We start from the raw sequence: 21556 nt of genomic DNA, 5'->3' as shown, positions 1-21556 counted from the left end.
CTCAACGGCGCCGAGGCCACGGTCCTCGCCGGCACCGCCGAGGCCGTGGAGGAGATCGCCGCACACTTCCGCGCCCAGGACCGCAAGGCCACCGCGCTGCGCGTCGGCCACGCCTTCCACTCGCCGCTGATGGAGCCGATGCTCGCCGACTTCCGGGCCGTCGCCGAGACCCTCGCCTACGACCGGCCCCGGCTGACGATCGTCTCCGCACTCACCGGCGACCTCGCCGACGCGGACGACCTGATGTCGCCCGAGTACTGGGTGCGGCACGTCCGGCACGCCGTGCGCTTCGCCGACGGCGTCCGCCGGGTCACCGCCGAAGGCGCCGCCGTCTGGCTGGAGCTGGGCCCCGACGGTACGCTCACGGCGCTGGTGCGCGCCGAGGCGGGCGCCGACCCCGCCGCGCAGGCGCTGCACGTTCCCGCGCTGCGCAAGGACCGCGACGAGACCGGCGCCCTGCTCACGGCCGTCGCCGCCCTCCACACCCGCGGCACCGCGCTGCGCTGGCCCGCCGTGTTCGCCGGGACCGGCGCCCGCCCGACCCCGCTTCCCACCTATCCCTTCCAGCGGCAGCACTTCTGGCCCGCGAACCCCGCCGCCGTGCCCGGTGACGCGGCCGGACTGGGACTCACCGCGTCCGGGCACCCGCTGCTCGGCGCGGAGGTCACGCTCGCCGAGGGCACGGGCGCCCTGCTCACCGGCCGGCTGTCGCTCGCGGCTCAGCCGTGGCTGCGCGACCACGCCGTCGCGGGCTCGGTCCTCTTCCCCGGCACGGGCTTCCTCGAACTGGCCCTGCAGGCCGCCCGTCGTGTCGGCTGCGCACGCGTCGCCGACCTGACACTGGAGGCGCCGCTGGTCCTCCCGGAGAACGGCGGCGTCCGGGTCCAGGTCTCCGTCGGCGCAGCCGAGGAGTCGGGACGGCGGACCGTGTCGATCCACTCCCAGGCCGACACGCCGGACGCGGCCCCCGGCGGCTGGGTGCGACACGCCACCGGCCTCGTCGACGGCGGCACCGACGCCACGGACGACCCGCACGCGAAGGTCGCTTGGGCGGAGGGCCCCTCCGCCGACGGCGACCGCATCCCGCTGGACGGCTTCTACGAGCGTCTCGCGGACGACGGTTACACCTACGGCCCCGTCTTCCAGGGCCTGCGCGCCGTCTGGCGGGACGGCGACGACATCCACGCCGACGTCCGGCTGACCGCCGACCGGCAGGCCGAGGCCGCACGGCACGGCCTGCACCCCGCCCTGCTGGACGCCGCCCTGCACGCCTGGCTCGCCGCCGGACGGAGCGGTGCCGACGGCACCGGCGCGGTACGGCTGCCGTTCGCCTGGAGCGGGGTCACCCTGGCCGCGGTGGGCGCCGCCGCCGTACGGGTCCGGCTCACGCCCGTCGACGAGGACACGCTCGCGCTGACCCTCGTCGACACCGAGGGCCGGCTCGTCGCCCGCGTCGACGCGCTCACCCTGCGGGAGCTGAGCTCCGAGGCGCTGGTTCCGGTGCGGGCCACCCGCACCGGAGTCGAGGAGGCGCTGTTCCGCCTGGACTGGAGCGCGCTGCCCGTGCCGTCCGACGCCCCGGCGGACCGCGACGCCCGCTGGGCCGTCGTAGGCCCGCGCATCGACGGGCTCACGGACACCGCGGCCGGCCACTACCCCGACCTCGCGGCGCTCGCCGCGGCCGTGGACGCGGGCACCGCGCTGCCGGCGTCGGTGTTCGTCACGGTCGGGGGAGAGGACCGGCGCGCGGACACGTCGACGCTCGGCACCGACGGCACCCGCCTTCCGGCCCACAGCCCGGACGTCACCGCAGTCACCACCGTGGAGAGGACCCGCACCGCCCTGCACGACGCCCTGGCGCTGGTGCAGAACTGGCTGGCCGACGACCGCTTCGCCGCCGCCCGGCTCGTGCTCGTGACGCGCGGTGCCGTGCCCGCCGAGGGCGACCGCGTCCCCGTGGACCCGGTCGCCGCCTCGCTGTGGGGGCTCCTGCGTTCGGCCCAGTCGGAGCACCCCGGCCGCCTGACCCTGCTCGATCTGCCCCTGCCCGGTCCCGTCCCCGTCCCCGTCTCCGGCTCCGTCTCCGTCTCCGGCTCCGTCTCCGGCTCCGGCTCCGAGCGCTCAGGTTCCCCGGAAGCGGTCTCGCTCACCGCTGCCGGGGAACACGGAACGCCCGGCACGGCGACGGCCGACCCGGCCGGAATCGTCACCACCGCCCTCGCCACCGGCGAACCCCAACTCGCCGTCCGCGGTGCCACCGTGTACGCGCCCCGGCTGGCTCCGGCCGGTGCGGGAGGCAGCCTGCTGCCGCCGCCCGGCGAGCCCCTGTGGCGGCTGGACGTCACCACGCCCGGCACCTTCGACAGCCTGGCGCTCGTCGCCTGCCCCGAGGTGGCCGGACCGCTCGCTCCGGGCCAGGTGCGGGTGGCGATGCGCGCCACCGGTGTCAACTTCCGCGACGTCCTGGTCTGCCTGGGCATGCTCGACCGCGAGGTGCCCGGCCGTGAGGGCGCCGGCGTGGTCCTGGAGACCGGACCGGGCGTCACCGGGCTCGCCGCCGGCGACCGTGTGCTCGGACTGTTCTCCGGCGGGTACGGCCCCGTCGCCGTCACCGATCACCGGCTGCTGGCCCGCGTGCCCGACGACTGGTCCTTCACGGAGGCCGCGGCGGCGCCCATCGTCTTCCTCAGCGCCTACCACGGCCTGGTCGACCTCGCCGACCTGCGTGCCGGCGAGTCCGTGCTGATCCATGCCGGCACCGGCGGCGTCGGCATGGCCGCCGTGCAGCTCGCCCGGCACCTGGGCGCCGAGGTCTTCGCGACCGCCGCGCCCGCCAAGTGGCCGACGCTGCGCGCCATGGGGCTGGACGACGACCACATCGCCTCCTCGCGCGACACCGGGTTCGAGGAGAAGTTCCTCGCGGCGACCGGCGGCCGTGGCGTGGACGTCGTCCTCAACTCCCTCGCCCGGGAACTCGTCGACGCCTCCCTGCGGCTGCTGCCGCGCGGCGGACGGTTCGTCGAGATGGGCAAGACCGACCTGCGCGACCCCGGGGCGATCGCCGCGGACCACCCCGGTGTGGTGTACCAGGCGTTCGACCTGCGCGACGTCGACCCCGGACACACCGCGAGGATGCTCGCCGCCGTGCTCGACCTGTTCGAACAGCGGGCACTGCGTCCGCTCCCGGTGACCACCTGGGACGTGCGCCGGGCCCCGGCGGCGTTCCGGTACCTCGGCCAGGCCCGGCACACCGGCAAGATCGTGCTCACAGTGCCCGACGTACCGGTGGACCTCACCCGCCCGGCCCTCCCGGACGGCGTGCCCGTCACGCACGACGCGGAGCGCACCGGCGGCCAGGGCACCGTCCTGATCACCGGCGGCACCGGCACGCTCGGCGCACTCCTCGCCCGGCACCTGGTGACCGAACACGGGGTGCGGCACCTGCTGCTGTCCAGCCGCAGCGGCCCCGAAGCCCCCGGCGCCCGGGAACTCACCGACGAACTGGCCGACCTCGGCGCCGAGGTCACCGTCGCCGCCTGTGACATCGCCGACCGCGACGCCCTGTCCCGGCTGCTCGCCGCGATCCCCGAACGGCACCCGCTCACCGCGGTCGTCCACGCGGCCGGCGTCCTCGACGACGGCATCCTCGACGGGCTGACCCCCGAGCGGGTCGACCGGGTGCTGCGGCCCAAGGCGCAGGCCGCGTGGAACCTGCACGAACTCACCCGCCACAGCAGCCTGTCGGCGTTCGTCCTGTTCTCCTCCGTGGCCGCCACCTTCGGCAGCCAGGGCCAGGGGAACTACGCCGCCGCCAACGCCTTCCTCGACGGCCTCGCCCACCACCGCAGGGCGCAGGGCCTGCCCGCCCTGTCCCTCGCCTGGGGCCTGTGGGACACCGACGCCGGCATGGCCGGCACGCTCGGCGCGGCCGACGTCCGCCGCATCGGCCGTATGGGTCTGGCGCCGCTGCCCGCCGACGAGGGCCTGGCCCTGTTCGACGCGGCGCTCGCCGCAGACCAGGCGCTGCTGCTGCCCACCCGGCTCGACCCGGCGGCCCTCGCCCACCGCGGCACCGAACCGCCCGCCCTGCTGAGGGCCCTGGCCCGCACCCCCGTCCGGCGGGCCGCCGCGCCCGCCGCCACGGCGCCCGGCAGCCAGGACACCACCGACGGCGACGCGCCCACCGTGTCGTTCGCGGAACAGCTGCGGCAGCTGCCGGTGGAGGAACGCGAACGGGCCGCGCTGCACCTGGTGCGCACCCACACCGCTGCGGTCCTCGGCCACTCCGACCCCGACGCGGTCGACGCCGACCGGCCGTTCAAGTCGCTCGGCTTCGACTCGCTCACCGCGGTCGAGATGCGCAACCGGCTCGGCTCGGCCACCGGCCTCACCCTGCGGGCCACGCTGATCTTCAGCTACCCGACCCCTGCGGCGCTCGCCCGGTACTTGCTCGAGCAGTGCGCCCCGCGGGAGGAGCCCGCGCAGCGGCCCGCGGACCTCCTCCTCGCCGAACTCGACCGGCTGGAGTCCGTCATGGACGCCGTGGACGCCGCGGACGCCATGAGGGCCGCCGACGGCACACGTGACGGCACTCCCGACGGGACCCCGGCCGACGACGGACCGGACGACAAGGTGACCGCACGCCTCCGGGAGCTGCTGGCCCGGTGGACCGGCGGCACCGGCGGCACGACCCCCACGGCCGGCACCGGACTCGAGTCCGCGACGGACGACGAGATGTTCGACCTCATCAACAAAGAGCTGGGCATTTCCTGACCCCGACCGAGCCCGGACCGCTCAGGACCCGACGTCTGTGGACCCCTCGGGGCTCCTCCTAGGAAGTGGCAACGAATGGCGAGCAACGAAGAGAAGCTGCGGGACTACCTCAAGCTGGTCACGGCCGACCTTCGTCAGACACGCAAGCGTCTGCAGGACATCGAGGACCAGCGGCACGAGCCCGTGGCCATCGTGGCGATGGGCTGCCGCTTCCCCGACGGCGCCGACACCCCCGAGGCGATGTGGCGGCTCCTCGCGTCCGGCACCGACGCCGTCACCCCGTTCCCCACCGACCGCGGCTGGGATCTGGAGGGCCTGTACGACCCGGACCCCGACCGGCCCGGCACCTCCTACGTCCGCGAGGGCGGCTTCCTCCACGAAGCCCCCCTGTTCGACGCCGAGTTCTTCGAGATCTCCCCGCGCGAGGCCCAGGCCATGGACCCGCAGCAGCGGCTCCTCCTGGAGACCTCCTGGGAGACCGTCGAACGCGCCGGGATCGTCCCCGCCTCCCTGCGCGGCTCCCGCACCGGCGTCTTCGTCGGTGCCATCGCCCAGGACTACCTGCCACGCTCCCGCAGCGCCCAGGCCGAACTCGGCGGACACCTCCTCACCGGCAGCACCATCAGCGTCGCCTCCGGCCGCATCGCCTACTCCTTCGGCCTGGAGGGCCCCGCGGTCACCGTCGACACCGCCTGCTCCTCCTCCCTGGTCGCGCTCCACCTCGCCGTACGGTCCCTGCGCGCCGGCGAGTGCGACCTCGCCCTCGGCGGCGGCGTGACCGTCATGTCCGGCCCCGAGATGTTCATCGACTTCGGCCGGCAACGGGCCCTCGCCGCCGACGGCCGCTGCAAGGCCTTCTCCGCCGACGCGGGCGGCTTCGGTCCCGCCGAGGGCGTCGGCATGCTCCTGCTGGAACGTCTCTCCGACGCCCGCCGCCACGGCCACCCCGTCCTCGCCGTGATCCGCGGCAGCGCCGTCAACCAGGACGGCGCCTCCAACGGCCTGACCGCACCCAACGGCCCCGCCCAGGAACGCGTCATCCGCGCCGCCCTCGCCGACGCCGCACTCACCCCCGGCGACGTCGACGCCGTCGAGGCCCACGGCACCGGCACCCCGCTCGGCGACCCCATCGAGGCCGAGGCGCTGCTCGCCACCTACGGCCAGGACCGCGAACGCCCCCTGTGGCTCGGCTCGGTGAAGTCCAACATCGGCCACACCCAGGCCGCCGCCGGTGTCGCCGGCGTCATCAAGGCGGTCCTGGCCATGCGCCACGGCCTGCTGCCCCGCACCCTGCACGCCGACGAGCCGTCCCAGCACATCGACTGGACCGCCGGCGACCTGCGCCTTCTTACCACGGCCCAGCCCTGGCCCCGCCAGGACGACCGCCCCCGCCGCGCGGCCGTCTCCTCCTTCGGCATCAGCGGCACCAACGCCCATTTGATCGTGGAGGAGGCGCCCGCCCCCGCCCCGCGGCAGCAGGACGAGTCGACGGCGACCGGGGCCACGGCGACCGGGGGCACGGCCAACCGGTCCGCGGCGATCGACGGACCCGCCGCCGGTACGACGACCGGCCGCCCGCGTCACGCCTCCCCCGACGCGCCGCTCCCCTGGGTGATCTCCGCCCGCAGCCGCACCGCCCTCACGGCACAGGCCGCCCGACTGCTCGCCCACCTCGACGCCCACCCCGGCCAGGACCCGGCCCGCGTCGGCCACGCCCTCACCACCACCCGCAGCACCTTCGAACACCGCGCCGTCCTCACCGGCCGCACGCACGAAGACCTGCACGCCGCCCTCACCGCGCTCGCGACCGACACACCCCACCCGCACACCGTCACCGGCAACGTCCGCCCCGGGGGCCGCCTCGCGTTCCTCTTCGCCGGTCAGGGTTCGCAGCGCCTGGGCATGGGGCGGGAGTTGTACGAGACGTACCCGGTGTTCGCGGAGGCCTTCGACGCGGTCGACGCGGAACTGCCTTTCGATCTCAAGGCGATCGTGTTCGGTGGGGACGCGGACGTACTGAATCGCACCGAGTTCGCCCAGCCTGCCCTGTTCGCGCTCGAGGTGGCGTTGTTCCGGTTGTTGGAGTCGTGGGGTGTGCGGCCGGATGTGCTGGCGGGTCATTCGATCGGTGAGATCGCCGCGGCGCATGTGGCGGGTGTGTGGTCGTTGGCGGACGCGTGCCGTCTGGTGGTGGCGCGCGGTCGGCTGATGCAGCAGCTGCCCGCGGGCGGTGCGATGGTGGCGGTGCAGGCCTCGGAGGAGGAGGTCCTGCCGTTCCTCGACGAGGTGCGGGTGGGTCTGGCCGCGGTCAACGGCCCGCAGGCTGTCGTGGTTTCTGGTGAGGCCGATGCGGTGGAGGAGGTCGCGGCGCACTTCCGGGCGCAGGAGCGCAGGGTGACGGCGCTGCGGGTGAGCCACGCCTTCCACTCGCCGCTGATGGAACCGATGCTGGCCGACTTCCGGGCCGTGGCCGAGAGCCTCACCTACGCCAGGCCGCGCATCACCGTCGTCTCCGGCGTCACCGGCCGCCTCGCCGCCGCCGAGGAACTGACCGCCCCGGACTACTGGGTTCAGCACGTACGGCGCCCGGTCCGCTTCGCCGACGGCGTCGGCGCCCTGGCCGGGCACAAGGCCGGCCGGCTCCTCGAGCTGGGCCCCGCCGGACAGCTGACCGCCCTCGCCCAGGACTGCCTGGACGGCGGCACCGAGATCTTCGCGTCCGCCCTGCGCAAGGACCGCCCCGAGCCGGAGAGCCTGCTCACCGCCCTCGCCCAGCTCTTCGTCACGGGCCTTCCCGTGGCCTGGGACACGGCCTTCCCCCAGGACGGCAGCGACACGCCCGAGCAGGAGCCGCTGGACCTGCCGACGTACGCCTTCCAGCGCCGCCGCTTCTGGTCCCGGGACACCGGCTCCGCCCCGGGCGACCTCGGTGCCGTGGGTCTGGGGTCGGCGGAGCATCCGTTGCTGGGTGCGGCGGTGGAGTTGGCCGGGGGTGGGGGTGAGGTGCTGCTGACGGGTCGTCTGGCGCCGGGGGTTCAGGGGTGGCTGGGTGACCATGTGGTGGCCGGGTCGGTGGTGTTCCCGGGTACGGGGTTCCTGGAGCTGGCGTTGCGGGCCGGTGAGTCGGCGGGCTGTGACCGGGTGGAGGATCTGACGGTCGCGGTGCCGTTGGTGCTGCCCGAGCGCGGTGGTGTGCGGGTGCAGGTGCGGGTGGGTGCGGCGGACGAGTCCGGGCTGCGCCCGCTGGAGATCCACTCCTGTGCCGAGGATGTTCTCGACACCGGTTCCTGGACCCTGCATGCCACGGGCATGCTGGGCATCGCTCCGGGCCGGGGAGGTGAGACCGCTTTCGATTTCGCCGTGTGGCCGCCGCGCGGCGCGGTGGCCGAGCCGGTGGAGGATGTCTACGAGCGTTTCGCGGGCCTGGGGTTGTCGTACGGGGCGGTGTTCCGTGGGTTGCGGAGCGTCTGGCGGCGTGGTGAGGAGGTGTTCGCCGAGGTCGCTCTGCCTGTGGGGCAGGAGGCGGCTGCCGGGAGGTTCGGTCTGCATCCGGCGCTGTTGGATGCGGCGTTGCACGCGGTGTTGTTCTCGCCGGTGTTGGGTGACGGGCGGGCGCGGCTGCCGTTCTCGTGGGCCGGGGTGTCTCTGTGGGCGTCGGGGGCGCGGGAACTGCGGGTGCGGCTGGTGGCGGCGGGCGCCGACGTGGTCAGTGTCGAACTCGCCGACATGGCGGGTGAGTTGGTCGGTGAGGTCGAGTCGCTGACGCTGCGCGAGGCGTCCGGCGTGCTCACCGCGGCCGACGCAGGCCGACAGCGCAACCTCTTCCAGCTCGACTGGACCCGGGTGCCGGCGGCTGCCGGACCGGTTCCCGAGGTGAGCGCCGGGCTGCCCGCCCCGGGCGAGGTCGTCCCCGAGGACGTGCTCGTGCGCGTCGAGCGCCCGGTCGGCGACGACGTCGAGGCGGCACACGGTGTCGCCGTCCGGGTTCTGGGTCTGGTGCGTGGGTGGCTGGGGGAGGAGCGGTTTGAGGGGTCGCGGTTGGTGGTTGTGACCGAGGGTGCGGTTGCCCTCGATGGGGTGGGTGCCGATCCGGTTCTGGCTGCGGTGTGGGGTCTCGTGCGTGCGGCTCGGGCGGAGGCGCCGGAGCGGTTCGCTTTGCTGGACGTCGACGGCACGGAGGGGTCGTGGGCGGTTGTCGCGGGGGCGTTGGCTTCGGGTGAGCCGGAGTCGGCGGTGCGTGGTGGGGCGGTGTTCGTGCCGCGGCTGGGGCGTGTGTCGGGTGGTGGTGTGCTGACGGTGCCGGTCGGCGAGTCGTCGTGGCGGCTGGACATTGTCGAGAGGGGCACGCTGGAGGGGCTGGCGCTCACGCCCGTCGACTCGGAGTCGGAGTTGGGTGAGGGCCAGGTTCGGATCGCGGTGCGGGCGGCGGGCCTCAACTTCCGCGACGTCCTCAACGCGCTCGGCATGTATCCCGGTGATGCCCGGGACTTCGGTCTCGAAGGCGCCGGTGTGGTGACCGAGGTTGGCCCCGGTGTTGACGAACTGGCCGTCGGTGATCGCGTGATGGGCCTGTTCTCCGGCTCCTTCGGCCCGGTTGCCGTCGCGGACGCGCGCAGGGTCGCGCGGATTCCGCAGGGCTGGTCGTTCGCGCAGGCGGCTTCGGTGCCGGTGGTGTTCCTGACGGCGTATTACGCGCTGACGGATCTCGGGTCGCTGCGGGCCGGGGAGCGGGTCCTGGTGCACGCGGCGGCCGGTGGTGTCGGCATGGCCGCCACCCAGTTGGCCCGCCATTTGGGGGCGGAGGTGTTCGGTACGGCGAGTGCCGGTAAGTGGGGCACGCTGCGGGAGCTGGGTCTGGACGGGGAGCACATCGCGTCCTCGCGTGACACCGGGTTCGAGGCGGCGTTCTTGGCCGTGACCGGTGGTGCCGGTGTGGATGTGGTGCTGGACTCGCTGGCGGGTGAGTTCGTGGACGCCTCGTTGCGGTTGCTGCCGCGTGGTGGGCGGTTCCTGGAGATGGGCAAGACGGATGTGCGTGACGCCGAGGTGGTCGCGGAGGCGTATCCGGGGGTGAGGTATCGGGCGTTCGATCTGATGGATGTGGCGCCCGGGCGTATCGGGCGGATGTTGGCCGATCTGGTGGAGCTGTTCGAGGCCGGTGCGCTCAAGCCGTTGCCGGTCACGTGTTGGGACGTGCGGCGTGCGCCGGACGCCTTCCGCCATCTGTCGCAGGCCCGGCATGTCGGCAAGGTGGTCCTCACGGTCCCGGCGCCGCTGAACCCGGATGGCACGGTGCTGGTGACCGGTGGCACGGGCGGTCTGGGCGCGCTGGTGGCCCGGCATCTGGTCACCGAGCACGGTGTACGGCACCTGCTGCTGGCGAGTCGGCGTGGTATCGAGGCGCCCGGGGCTGCTGACCTTGTCTTGGAACTTGCTGAGTTGGGCGCCCGGGTGGAGGTGGCCGCGGTGGACGTGGCCGACCGGGATCAGCTCTCTACCGTGCTCGGTGCGGTTCCGGCCGAGCACCCCCTGACCGCGGTCGTCCACACCGCCGGTGTCCTGGACGACGGCGTGGTCTCCGCGCTCACCCCCGACCGGCTGGCCGGGGTACTGCGGCCGAAGGTCGACGCGGTGGCCCATCTGCACGAGCTGACCCGCGACGCGGACCTGGCGGCGTTCGTGATGTTCTCCTCCGTCGCCGGGACCTTCGGCAGCGCGGGCCAGGCCAACTACGCGGCGGCCAACGCCTTCCTCGACGCCTTCGCATCCGGCCGCCGCACTGCCGGACTGCCCGCGACCTCCCTGGCCTGGGGCCCCTGGGCGCCCGGCACCGGCATGACGGCAGAACTCTCCGAGGCCGACCTGCGCCGCATGGCCCGCGAAGGCATGCAGCCGCTCGAAACCGACGAAGCCCTCAGCCTGTTCGACACATCCTTGGAGTCCGGCGCCGCGCTCGAACGGGCCGCCGTTCTGCCGGTGAACCTCGACGTCGCCGCTCTGCGCGAGCGACGCCAGGACGTTCCCGCCCTGCTGTGCGGACTCGTTCGCACTCCCGCGCGCCGGGCCGTGGAGGCACAGGCCGCCGTCGGGGAGACCGCTGATCTGCGGCAGCGTGTCGCGGGGTTGCCGGTTGCGGAGCGCGAGAAGTTCCTGCGGGATCTCGTGTGCGGCCAGGTCGCCTCCGTCCTGGGCTACGCGTCCGCCGCCGAAGTGGACGCCGACCAGCCCTTCAAGGCCCTCGGGTTCGACTCGCTGACCTCCGTCGAACTGCGCAACCGCCTCAACGGCGCCACGGGTATGCGGCTGTCCGCCACCCTTGTCTTCGACCACCCGACCCCCGCCGTACTCGCCCGTCACCTCCTCTCGCAGCTCACCGACGGCCAGGACGACACGGTGTCCTCCGCCTCCGCGCTGTCCGCGCCGGTGGGCATCGATGACGACCCGGTGGTCATCGTCGGCATGGCGTGCCGGTTCCCGGGCGGGGTGCGCTCGCCGGAGGACCTGTGGCGGCTGGTGAGCGAGGGCGGCGACGCCATCGGCGCCTTCCCGGCCGACCGCGGCTGGGACCTGGACGCCCTCTACGACCCCGAGCCGGGGAAACGGGGCCGTACCTACGTCCGCGAGGGAGGATTCCTCTACGACGCCGCGGAGTTCGACGCCGCGTTGTTCGGGATCTCTCCGCGTGAGGCGCTGGCGATGGACCCGCAGCAGCGGCTGCTGCTGGAGACGTCGTGGGAGGTCTTCGAGCGGGCCGGTATCGACCCGGCCGGCCTGCGCGGCTCCCGCACCGGTGTCTTCGCCGGCGCGATCACACAGGACTACGGCTCGTTCATGCGTGCCGGTGAGCACGACTCGGACGGCTATCTCCTGACCGGCAGCACCGGCAGCGTGGCGTCGGGTCGGATCGCGTACACCTTCGGTTTGGAGGGTCCGGCGGTCACGGTGGACACGGCGTGTTCGTCGTCGCTGGTGGCCTTGCACCTGGCGGTGCAGGCGTTGCGGGCGGGTGAGTGTGATCTGGCGTTGGCCGGTGGTGTGACGGTGATGTCGGGTCCGGAGATCTTCGTGGAGTTCTCGCGGCAGCGGGGGTTGGCGTCGGACGGGCGGTGCAAGGCGTTCTCGGAGGGTGCGGACGGTACGGCCTGGTCGGAGGGTGTGGGTCTGCTGCTGGTGGAGCGGCTGTCGGATGCGCGGCGCAGGGGTCATCGTGTGCTGGGTGTGGTCGCCGGGTCTGCGGTGAATCAGGATGGTGCGTCGAATGGTCTGACGGCGCCGAACGGTCCTGCGCAGCAGCGGGTGATCCGGCAGGCGCTGGCCGGTGCGGGGTTGGCGGCGGCGGACGTCGATGCCGTCGAGGCGCACGGGACCGGTACTCCGCTCGGGGATCCGATCGAGGCGCAGGCGCTTTTGGCCACTTACGGTCAGGGCCGTGAACGGCCGCTGTGGCTTGGTTCGTTGAAGTCGAACATCGGTCATGCGCAGGCTGCTGCCGGTGTGGGTGGTGTGATCAAGATGGTGATGGCGATGCGGCATGGTGTGTTGCCGCGGACGCTGCACGTGGAGCAGCCGTCGTCCCACGTCGACTGGACGGCCGGGGAGGTCGCGCTGCTCACCGGGAACACCCGGTGGACCCGGTCGGAGGACCGTCCGCGTCGGGCGGGTGTGTCCTCGTTCGGCATCAGCGGCACCAACGCCCACATCATCCTCGAAGAAGCCCCCGACACACCGGCGGAGACCACCGAGCCCACGACCGCCGCCCCCGACGCCGCCCCCGCCCCCGACGCCGCCCCCGCTCTCGTCCCGGTGATCCTGTCGGGCGCCGGTGGCTCGGTCGTGCGCGCTCAGGCGGAGCGACTGCGGGGCTGGCTGGAGGGCTCTGCCGGGGACGACGTCCGCGTGGCCGACATCGGTCTGGCGTCCGTCACCACGCGCAGCACGCTCGACCACCGCGCCGTGGTCCTCGCCGCCGACCGGGACGAACTGCTCGCCGGGCTGAACGCCCTGGCCCACGGCACGGTGGCACCGGGCCTCGTCCGGGGCGCCGCCCCCCGTACCGGCAAGTCGGCCTTCCTCTTCGCCGGTCAGGGTTCGCAGCGCCTGGGCATGGGGCGGGAGTTGTACGAGACGTACCCGGTGTTCGCGGAGGCCTTCGACGCGGTCGACGCGGAACTGCCCTTCGATCTCAAGGCGATCGTGTTCGGTGAGGACGCGGACGTACTGAATCGCACCGAGTTCACGCAGCCTGCTCTGTTCGCGCTCGAGGTGGCGTTGTTCCGGTTGTTGGAGTCGTGGGGTGTGCGGCCGGATGTGCTGGCGGGTCATTCGGTCGGTGAGATCGCGGCGGCGCATGTGGCGGGTGTGTGGTCGTTGGCGGACGCGTGCCGTCTGGTGGTGGCGCGCGGTGGGCTGATGCAGCAGCTGCCCGCGGGTGGTGCGATGGTGGCGGTGCAGGCCTCGGAGGAGGAGGTCCTGCCGCTTCTGGACGAGGCCGTGGTGGGTCTGGCCGCGGTCAACGGCCCGCAGGCGGTGGTGGTCGCCGGTGGCGCGGAGGCCGTCGAGGAGGTGGCGGCGCACTTCCGGGCGCAGGACCGCAGGGTGACGGCGCTGCGGGTGAGCCACGCCTTCCACTCGCCGCTGATGGAGCCGATGCTGGCGGGTTTCCGCAAGGTCGCCGAGGGCCTGACGTACGAGTGGCCGGAGGTGCCCCTCGTCTCCACGGTGACCGGTGAGGCGGTGAGTGCTGAGGAGCTGATGTCCCCGGAGTACTGGGTCGGCCATGTCCGCCGGACCGTCCGCTACGCCGACGCCGTACGCGCCCTCGCCGGGCAGAACGTGACGCGCTACCTCGAACTGGGTCCCGACGGCACCCTCACCGCCCTCGCCCGGGCGACCCTGGACGAGACCGCGACCGCCGTGCTGGCCCCCGCGCTGCGCAAGGACCGGCCGGAGGCACCGGCGTTGCTGGCTGCCGTCGCCGCACTGTTCACGCACGGCGGTGACGTGAACTGGCGGACGCTGTTCGCCGGCACCGGGGCACGCCCGGTGGAGCTGCCGACGTACGCCTTCCAGCGGCGGCGGTTCTGGCCCTCGGCCGCGCAGGGCCCCGGCGACCTGGCCGCCGCCGGGCTCGGAGCGGCCGGGCACCCGCTGCTCGGCGCCGCCGTCGCCCTCGCGGGCGGCGGGACGGTCCTCACCGGGCGGCTCTCGCTGCGCTCCCACCCGTGGCTGCGCGACCACGTCGTCCTGGGCGAGGTGCTCTTCCCCGGCACCGGCTGGGCGGAACTGGCGCTGCGGGCCGGCGCCGAGGTCGGCTGCGACAGGATCGAGGACCTGACGATCGCCGTGCCGCTCGTGATACCGGAGCAGGACACCGTCCGCCTCCAGGTCACCGTCGGTGTCGCGGACGTGTCGGGCCGGCGCACCGTGGAGGTGCACTCCCGCCCGGACGACGTCCCCGACGACACGCCCTGGACCCTGCACGCCGACGGCGTCCTCGCCCCGGCACCGGTCCACGCCGAGCCGGGCTTCGACCTCACCCCGTGGCCTCCGGCGGGTGCCGAACCCCGGACGGTCGACGACGGGTACGAGCGCCTCGCGGCGGCCGGACTGACGTACGGCCCCCTCTTCCAGGGGCTGCGCGCGGTGTGGCGGCGCGGCGACGAGGTGTTCGCCGAGGTCGCCCTGCCCGAGGAGCACGAGACGCTCGCCGGCCGGTGCGCGGTCCACCCCGCCTTGCTGGACTCCGCCCTGCACGCGGTCCTGTTCGGTCCCCTCGGCGAGACGGGAGGCGCCGGACGGCTGCCGTTCGCCTGGAACGGGCTGTCGCTGTACGCCTCCGGTGCGCGCGCCCTGCGCGTACGGATCGCCCCGGCGGGCGCCGGCGCGGTCACCCTCCAGCTGGCCGACCCGGCAGGAGGCGCGGTCGCCGCCGTCGAATCCCTCGCCCTGCGGGAGGCCCCCTCCGACCTGACGGCCGCGCAGACCTCGACGATCGCTTCCGGCACGTACCGCATCGAGTGGACCCCGGTGCCGTCGGCGGCCCGGACGGCCGACGAGGACACAGCACCCACCGCGGGTGCCACGGTCGTCCTCACGGACCGCGCCGGCGAGGACGACGGGGGGACCGACACCCTGGCCGGCACGTTCGCGGCCCGCACCTGGTCCGAGCTGACGCGGGCCGTCCACGACGGCGACCCCGCGCCCCGCACGGTGCTGCTGCCCTGGGCGCGCCCCGCGACGACCGACCCGGGCGGGCCCGCCGCCGACGCCGCCCACGCCGTCACCTGCGACGCGCTCGCCTTCATACAGGAGTGGCTCTCGGCCGACGAGTTCACCGACACCCGGCTCGTCGTCGTCACCCGGGGCGCGGTGGCAGCCGACGTGCAGGAAGAACCTGACCCGGCGCTGGCCGCCCTGTGGGGACTGGTACGCGCGGCCCGGACCGAGAACCCCGGCCGCCTCGCCCTGGCCGACCTGGACGGCACACCCGAGTCACGTGACGCGCTCGTCGCGCTCCTCACCCGGCCCGGCACCGCGAGCGAGGAGACCGAACTCGCCCTGCGCGAGGGCGCGGCGCTCGCCCCCAGGCTCGCCGCGGAATCCCTGACCGCACTCGCCCCCACGGGCGCCGACGCGGACGCAGACCCGAGCGCCACCCCCGGCCCGGACTTCACCGGCCCAACAAACTCCACCGGCCCAACGGACGCCGTCTCCACGACGGACGCCGTCTCCACGACGGACGCGGCCCCCGCCCCCGTCCGCCTCGCCGACGGCACCGTCCTCGTCACCGGTGGCACCGGCGGCCTGGGCGCGCTCGTCGCCCGGCGCCTGGTCACCGGGCACGGTGTGCGCCACCTGCTCCTCGTCGGCCGACGCGGCCCCGACGCGCCCGGCGCCGCCGAACTCGCCGCGCTGCTGACCGGACTGGGCGCAGAGGTGACCGTCGCCGCCTGTGACGTGGCCGACCGCGCGGCACTGGAGGCGCTGCTCGCGACGATCCCCGAGGACCGGCCGCTGACCGGCGTCGTCCACACGGCGGGCGTCCTCGACGACGGCGTGCTGGCCTCCCTGACCGAAGAGCGGCTGCGGACGGTGCTGCGTCCCAAGGCGGACGCCGCCGACCACCTCGACACGCTCACCCGCGACCGGGACCTGGCCGCGTTCGTTCTGTTCTCGTCGGTCTCCGGCACGTTCGGCGCCGCCGGACAGGCCAACTACGCAGCCGCCAACGCCTACTTGGACGCCGTCGCCGTGCGCCGTCGGGCCCTCGGACTGCCCGCCGTGTCGCTCGCCTGGGGCCCGTGGGCGTCCGGCGCGGGCATGACCGGCGAGCTGAGCGAGGGCGATCTGCGCCGCATGGCACGCGGCGGGGTCCGGCCGCTCGCCGCCGACCACGGCCTCGCCGTCCTGGACGCCGTGCTGCGGCACACCCCGGGCGCACTGCTGCTGCCCGTCGACCTGGACTTCCGCACCCTGCGCGAACTGCCCGACGTGCCCGTGCTGCTGCGGGGCCTGGTGCGCGGCCCGGCCCGGCGTGCCGCGCACACCGGCGGGCACGGCGCAGGCGGCGGGCTGCGGGAACGGCTGGCGGCCCTGCCCGCCGCGGAGCGCGAGCCGTACCTGCTGGAGCTGGTCTGCGACCTGGTGGCGCAGGTGCTCGGCCACGCGTCGACCGTCGACGTGACGCCCGGCCAGGCGTTCAAGGCGCTCGGCTTCGACTCGCTGACCTCCGTCGAGCTGCGCAACCGCGTCAACGCGGCCACCGGGCTGCGGCTGCCCGCCACCCTCGTCTTCGACCACCCGTCGCCCGCCGCGCTCGCCCGGCACCTGCTGACCGCGCTCGCCGACGACGCGACCGGGCCGCGCGGCGAGGCCCTGCCCGCCCGGAGGGGCGGGCACGACGACCCGGTGGTCATCGTCGGCATGGCGTGCCGCTACCCCGGCGGAGTCGAGTCGCCCGAGGACCTGTGGCGGCTCGTCACCGAGGGGGGCGACGCCATCGGTGACTTCCCGACCGACCGCGGCTGGGACCTGGAGGCCCTCTACGACCCCGAGCCCGGCCGGCTCGGCAAGACCTACGTCCGCGAGGGCGGCTTCCTGTACGACGCCGCGTCCTTCGACGCCGGACTGTTCGGGATCTCCCCGCGCGAGGCGCTCGCGATGGACCCCCAGCAGCGGCTGCTGCTCGAGGTGTCCTGGGAGGTGTTCGAGCGGGCCGGGATCGACCCGACGGCGCTGCGCGGCAGCCGCACCGGTGTGTTCGCCGGCGTCATGGGCCAGGACTACCATTCCTGCCTGCGCGAGGGTGAGCACGACTCCGACGGCTACCTGCTGACCGGCAACACCAGCAGCGTCCACTCCGGCCGCATCGCCTACACCTTCGGCCTGGAGGGCCCGGCGATGACCGTCGACACCGCCTGCTCGTCCTCCCTGGTCACCCTGCACCTGGCCGCGCAGTCGCTGCGGGCCGGGGAGTGCGACCTCGCGCTCACCGGCGGTGTGATGGTGATGTCCACCCCGGACACATTCGTCGACTTCAGCCAGCAGCGGGGCCTCGCCTCCGACGGCCGCTGCAAGTCCTTCGGCGCCGGAGCCGACGGCACCGCCTGGTCCGAGGGCATCGGCATGCTGGTGCTGGAGCGGCTGTCCGACGCCCGCCGCAACGGGCACCGCGTCCTCGCCGTCGTCGCCGGCTCCGCCGTCAACCAGGACGGCGCGTCGAACGGCCTGACGGCGCCCAACGGCCCCTCGCAGGAGCGGGTCATCCGGCACGCGCTCGCCTCCGCCGGGCTCGAGCCCGCCGACGTGGACGCCGTCGAGGCACACGGCACCGGCACCCCGCTCGGCGACCCCATCGAGGCCCAGGCGCTCCTCGCCACCTACGGCCAGGACCGCGAACAACCACTCCGGCTCGGCTCGTTGAAGTCGAACATCGGTCACACCCAGGCCGCCGCCGGTGTCGGCGGTGTGATCAAGATGGTGATGGCGATGCGCCACGGCCTGCTGCCGCGCACCCTGCACGCCGACGAGCCGTCCCCCTTCATCGACTGGACCGCCGGCGACATCGCCCTGCTCACCGAGAACGTCGAGTGGCGGCGCCCCGAGAACCGTCCCCGGCGGGCCGGTGTGTCGTCCTTCGGCATCAGTGGCACCAACGCCCACGTCGTCATCGAGCAGGCCCCCGACGAGTCGGTCGGCGAACGGCCCGTGGACGCGGACCGGTTGCCCGTGACGCCCGTGCTGCTGTCCGCCGCCTCCGAGGAGGCGCTGCGCGGCCAGGCCGAACGGCTGTGGGCCCGCGTCGACGGCGACACCGGCCTGCGGCTCGGCGACCTGGGCCTGTCCGCCACGCGCCGCCCCTGGCTGGAGCACCGCGCGGCGGTCCTCGCCGCCGACCGCGACGAACTGCTGCACGGCCTGCGCGCCCTCGCGGCCGGCGAGCCCGACCCCGGCGTCCTCCCCGGCACCCCGGGCCGCTCCGGCCGCCGGGTCGCGTTCCTGTTCGCCGGCCAGGGCTCCCAGCGCCTCGGCATGGGCCGGGAACTGTACGAGCGGTTCCCGGTGTTCGCCGAGACCTTCGACGCGGTCGACGCCGAACTGCCCTTCGACCTCAAGGCGATCGTCTTCGGCGACGACGCGGACGTACTGAACCGCACCGAGTACGCCCAGCCCGCCCTGTTCGCCCTCGAAACGGCGCTGTTCCGGCTCGTGGAGTCCTGGGGTGTGCGCCCGGACGTGCTCGCCGGGCACTCCATCGGCGAGATCGCCGCCGCGCACGTGGCCGGGGTCTGGTCCCTCACCGACGCCTGCCGCCTCGTCGCGGCGCGCGGCAGGCTGATGCAGGCCCTCCCCGAGGGCGGCGCCATGGTCGCCGTCGAGGCGTCCGAGGACGAGGTGCTGCCGCTGCTCGGCGAGACCGTGGGCATCGCCGCGGTCAACGGCCCGCGGTCGGTGGTGGTGTCCGGCACGGCCGGGGCGGTCGAGGAGATCGCCGCCCATCTCCGCGCCCGGGAACGCCGCGTGACCGCCCTCCGCGTCAGCCACGCCTTCCACTCCCCGCTGATGGAACCCGTCCTCGACGAGTTCCGCGCCGTGGCCGAGAGCCTCACCTGCGCCGAGCCGGGCATCCCGATCGTGTCCACGCTGACCGGCGAGCCCGCGACCGCCGCGGAGCTGATGTCGGCCGAGCACTGGGTGGAGCACGTACGGCGCCCCGTCCGCTTCGCCGACGCCGTGCGCAGGCTGGACGAGCAGGGCACCGGCCGGTTCCTGGAACTGGGCCCCGACGGCACGCTCACCGCGCTCGCCCAGGGGTGCCTGGACGGCGACGGCCGCCTGCTGACGCCCCTGCTGCGCAAGGACCGCCCGGAACCGGCGAGCCTGCTCTCGGCCGTCAGCGAGCTGCGCCTGCACGGCGGCCAGGTGGACTGGAACGCCGTCTTCGCCCCCACCGGCGCGACCGTCGTCGACCTGCCCACCTACGCCTTCGCCCACGAGCGGTTCTGGCCCGGGAACACCCGGCTCGGCGGCCGGGCCGACACCGGATCCGACGACCGCGCCGACTCGGCGTTCTGGACCGCCGTGGAACGCGGCGACGCCCGTACGCTGGCCGGCTCCCTCGGGGTGGCCGAGGACGCGCTCGCCGGACTGCTGCCCGCCCTGAAGACCTGGTGGCACGGACAGCAGGAGCAGTCCCGCGTCGACGACTGGCTGTACGGCGCCGACTGGAAGCCCCTCGGCACGGTCTCGGGCAGCGCCCTGCCCGGCCGCTGGCCGGCGGTCCTGCCCGCCGGGGCGCACGACGACCCGTTCGTCCGCGCCGTCCTGGACGGCCTCGCCGCGAACGGCGCCGAGCCGGTCCCGGTCACCTGGGAACCCGGCACCGGACGGGCGGAGCTGAGCGCACGGCTGAGCCAGGCCGCCGGGGACGGACCGGTCGTCGGCGTCCTGTCCTTCCTCGCCCTCGCCGACCGGCACCCCGCCGACACCGGCGACGCTGCGAACACCACCGGCACGGACAGCGGGGCGACCGGCGGCACGGTCGCCGGCACCCGGGCCGGCGACCCCCTCCCCGCCGCCCCGGCCGCCACCGCCGTCCTGCTCCAGGCCTGGGGCGACACCGGCATCGCCGCCCCGGTGTGGGCGCTGACCACCGGCGCCGTCTCGGTCAACCGGTCCGACCGGGCACCCGACCCCGCGCAGGGCGCCGTCTGGGGACTCGGCCGGGTCGCGGCGCTGGAGCACCCGGACCGCTGGGGCGGCCTGGTCGACCTGCCCCCGGTGGTCGACCGGCGCGCCCTCGGCCGACTGGCCGGCGTGCTCGCGGGCCGCGCCGGGGAGGACCAGGTGGCGATCCGGGCGACCGGCGTGTTCGGACGCCGTATCACCCGTACGGCTCCCGGCAGCCTCGGTGCGGGCTGGCGCCCCTCGGGCACCGTCCTGATCACCGGCGGCACCGGTGCCCTCGGCGCCCGGGTCGCCCGCTGGGCCGCCGCCCGCGGCGCCGAGCACCTCGTCCTGATCAGCCGACGCGGACTCGACGCCCCCGGCGCGCCGGAACTGCGCGACGAACTGACCTCCCGCGGCACCCGCGTGACGGTCGCCGCCTGCGACGCCGCCGACCGCGACGCGCTCGCCGCGCTGCTCGACCGGCACCCCGTGGACGCGGTCGTGCACACCGCGGGCCTGCTCGACGACGGACTGCTCGAGACGCTCACCCCGGAGCGGTTCGCCGCGGTGCTGCGCGCCAAGGCGGTCGCCGCCCGTCACCTCGACGAGCTGACCCGCGACCGCGAGCTGTCGGCGTTCGTGCTGTTCTCGTCGTTCGCCGGCGCGATCGGCTCCCCGGGCCAGGGCAACTACGCCGCCGCCAACGCGTACCTGGACACCCTCGCCGAACGGCGCCGGGCGGCCGGACTGCCCGCCGCCTCCGTGGCCTGGGGCCCGTGGGCGGAGGACGGCATGGCCGTCGGCGACGGCCTCGAGGAGTACCTGCGCCGCCGCGGTCTCACCGGCCTCGACCCCGACCTGGCGCTGGTGGCGATGGAACGGCTCGCCGTCGGCGAGGCCCCGGCCGCGGTCGTGGCCCGCGTCGACTGGAACCGGTTCGCGCCCGCGTTCGCGGCGGGCCGGACCACCGCCCTGCTGGCCGGTGTGCCCGAGGCGGAGGCCGCCCTGCGGGACGCCGCGTCCGGCGCGGACGCCGACGAACTGCGCGGGCGGCTCGCCGGACTCGACGCCGCCGCACGCACCGCCGCGCTCGTCGAGCTGGTGCGGGAGCAGGCGGCCGTGGTCCTCGGCCACGCCCGCACCGATGCCGTCGACCCGGCCCGCGCCTTCCGCGAGGCGGGCTTCGACTCCCTGACCGCGGTGGAGCTGCGCAACCGGCTCGCCGCGGCGACCGGGCTGCCCCTGCCCGCCACCCTGGTGTTCGACCACCCGGCGCCGGTCGACGTCGCCCGGTACCTGGACGCCGAACTCACCGGACCCGGCGGTGCGGGCGTCGGCAGCGGGGTCGTCGCCGAACTGGACCGGCTGGCGCAGACCCTGGCCGCCGAGGCCGGCGCCGAGGGCCGGACCGGCGGTGAGGCCCACCAGGAGATCACCGCCAGGCTGCGGCACCTGCTGGCGGTGTGGACCGGCGCCGACCCTCTCACCGACGACGCGACGGACGACACGGACACCGGACTGGACACGGCGACGGACGACGAGATGTTCGACCTGATCGACAAGGAACTCGGGATCTCCTGACCCCGGCCCGGGCGACGGGACCGTTCACGGCTTT

The 21556-nt window shown here is 74.7% G+C and carries 2 protein-coding genes; both read left to right on the top strand.

The genetic code is table 11. The features are described 5' to 3' along the window. On the top strand, positions 1-4773 hold a 4773-nt coding region (locus AC5WS8_RS04390; RefSeq protein WP_496101901.1), incomplete at its 5' end, for an SDR family NAD(P)-dependent oxidoreductase. A gap of 75 nt (positions 4774-4848) precedes the next feature. Continuing rightward, a complete protein-coding gene (locus AC5WS8_RS04385) occupies positions 4849-21522 on the top strand; it encodes a type I polyketide synthase (RefSeq protein WP_496101900.1) in 16674 nt (5557 codons plus the stop codon). Positions 21523-21556: the final 34 nt, after the last annotated feature.

It is taken from the genome of Streptomyces sp. PTL18 (assembly GCF_059510295.1).
The sequence above is the reverse complement of the archived record's forward strand: the minus strand, read 5'-3'. Positions and strand labels throughout refer to the sequence as shown.